Below are 863 nucleotides of genomic sequence, written 5' to 3'. Positions count from 1 at the left end.
TTCACGAGGCGCTACCTAAATAGCTTTCGGGGAGAACCAGCTATCTCCCGGTTTGATTGGCCTTTCACCCCCAGCCACAAGTCATCCGCTAATTTTTCAACATTAGTCGGTTCGGTCCTCCAGTTAGTGTTACCCAACCTTCAACCTGCCCATGGCTAGATCACCGGGTTTCGGGTCTATACCCTGCAACTTAACGCCCAGTTAAGACTCGGTTTCCCTGCGGCTCCCCTATACGGTTAACCTTGCTACAGAATATAAGTCGCTGACCCATTATACAAAAGGTACGCAGTCACACCCGAAGGTGCTCCCACTGCTTGTACGTACACGGTTTCAGGTTCTTTTTCACTCCCCTCGCCGGGGTTCTTTTCGCCTTTCCCTCACGGTACTGGTTCACTATCGGTCAGTCAGGAGTATTTAGCCTTGGAGGATGGTCCCCCCATATTCAGACAGGATACCACGTGTCCCGCCCTACTCTTCGAGTTCACAACCTGTGCATTTTGGTGTACGGGACTATCACCCTGTACCGTCGGACTTTCCAGACCGTTCCACTAACACACAAGCTGATTCAGACTCTGGGCTGCTCCCCGTTCGCTCGCCGCTACTGGGGGAATCTCGGTTGATTTCTTTTCCTCGGGGTACTTAGATGTTTCAGTTCCCCCGGTTCGCCTCGTTAACCTATGTATTCAGTTAACGATAGTGTGACGAATCACACTGGGTTTCCCCATTCGGACATCGCCGGCTGTAACGGTTCATATCACCTTACCGACGCTTTTCGCAGATTAGCACGTCCTTCATCGCCTCTGACTGCCAGGGCATCCACCGTGTACGCTTAGTCGCTTAACCTCACAACCCGAAGATGTTTC

At 51.9% G+C, this 863-nt stretch carries 1 rRNA gene; it reads right to left on the bottom strand.

Annotated features, from left to right (window positions below):
• A 23S ribosomal RNA gene (locus ABLV08_RS03505) occupies window positions 1–843 on the bottom strand; the annotation flags it as partial.
• Window positions 844–863: the final 20 nt, after the last annotated feature.

The sequence above is a fragment of the Klebsiella sp. CN_Kp088 genome, from assembly GCF_040064335.1.
GTDB lineage: Bacteria > Pseudomonadota > Gammaproteobacteria > Enterobacterales > Enterobacteriaceae > Klebsiella > Klebsiella aerogenes.
Note: the sequence above shows the minus strand (reverse complement) of the source record. Positions and strands in the feature narration are given on the sequence as shown.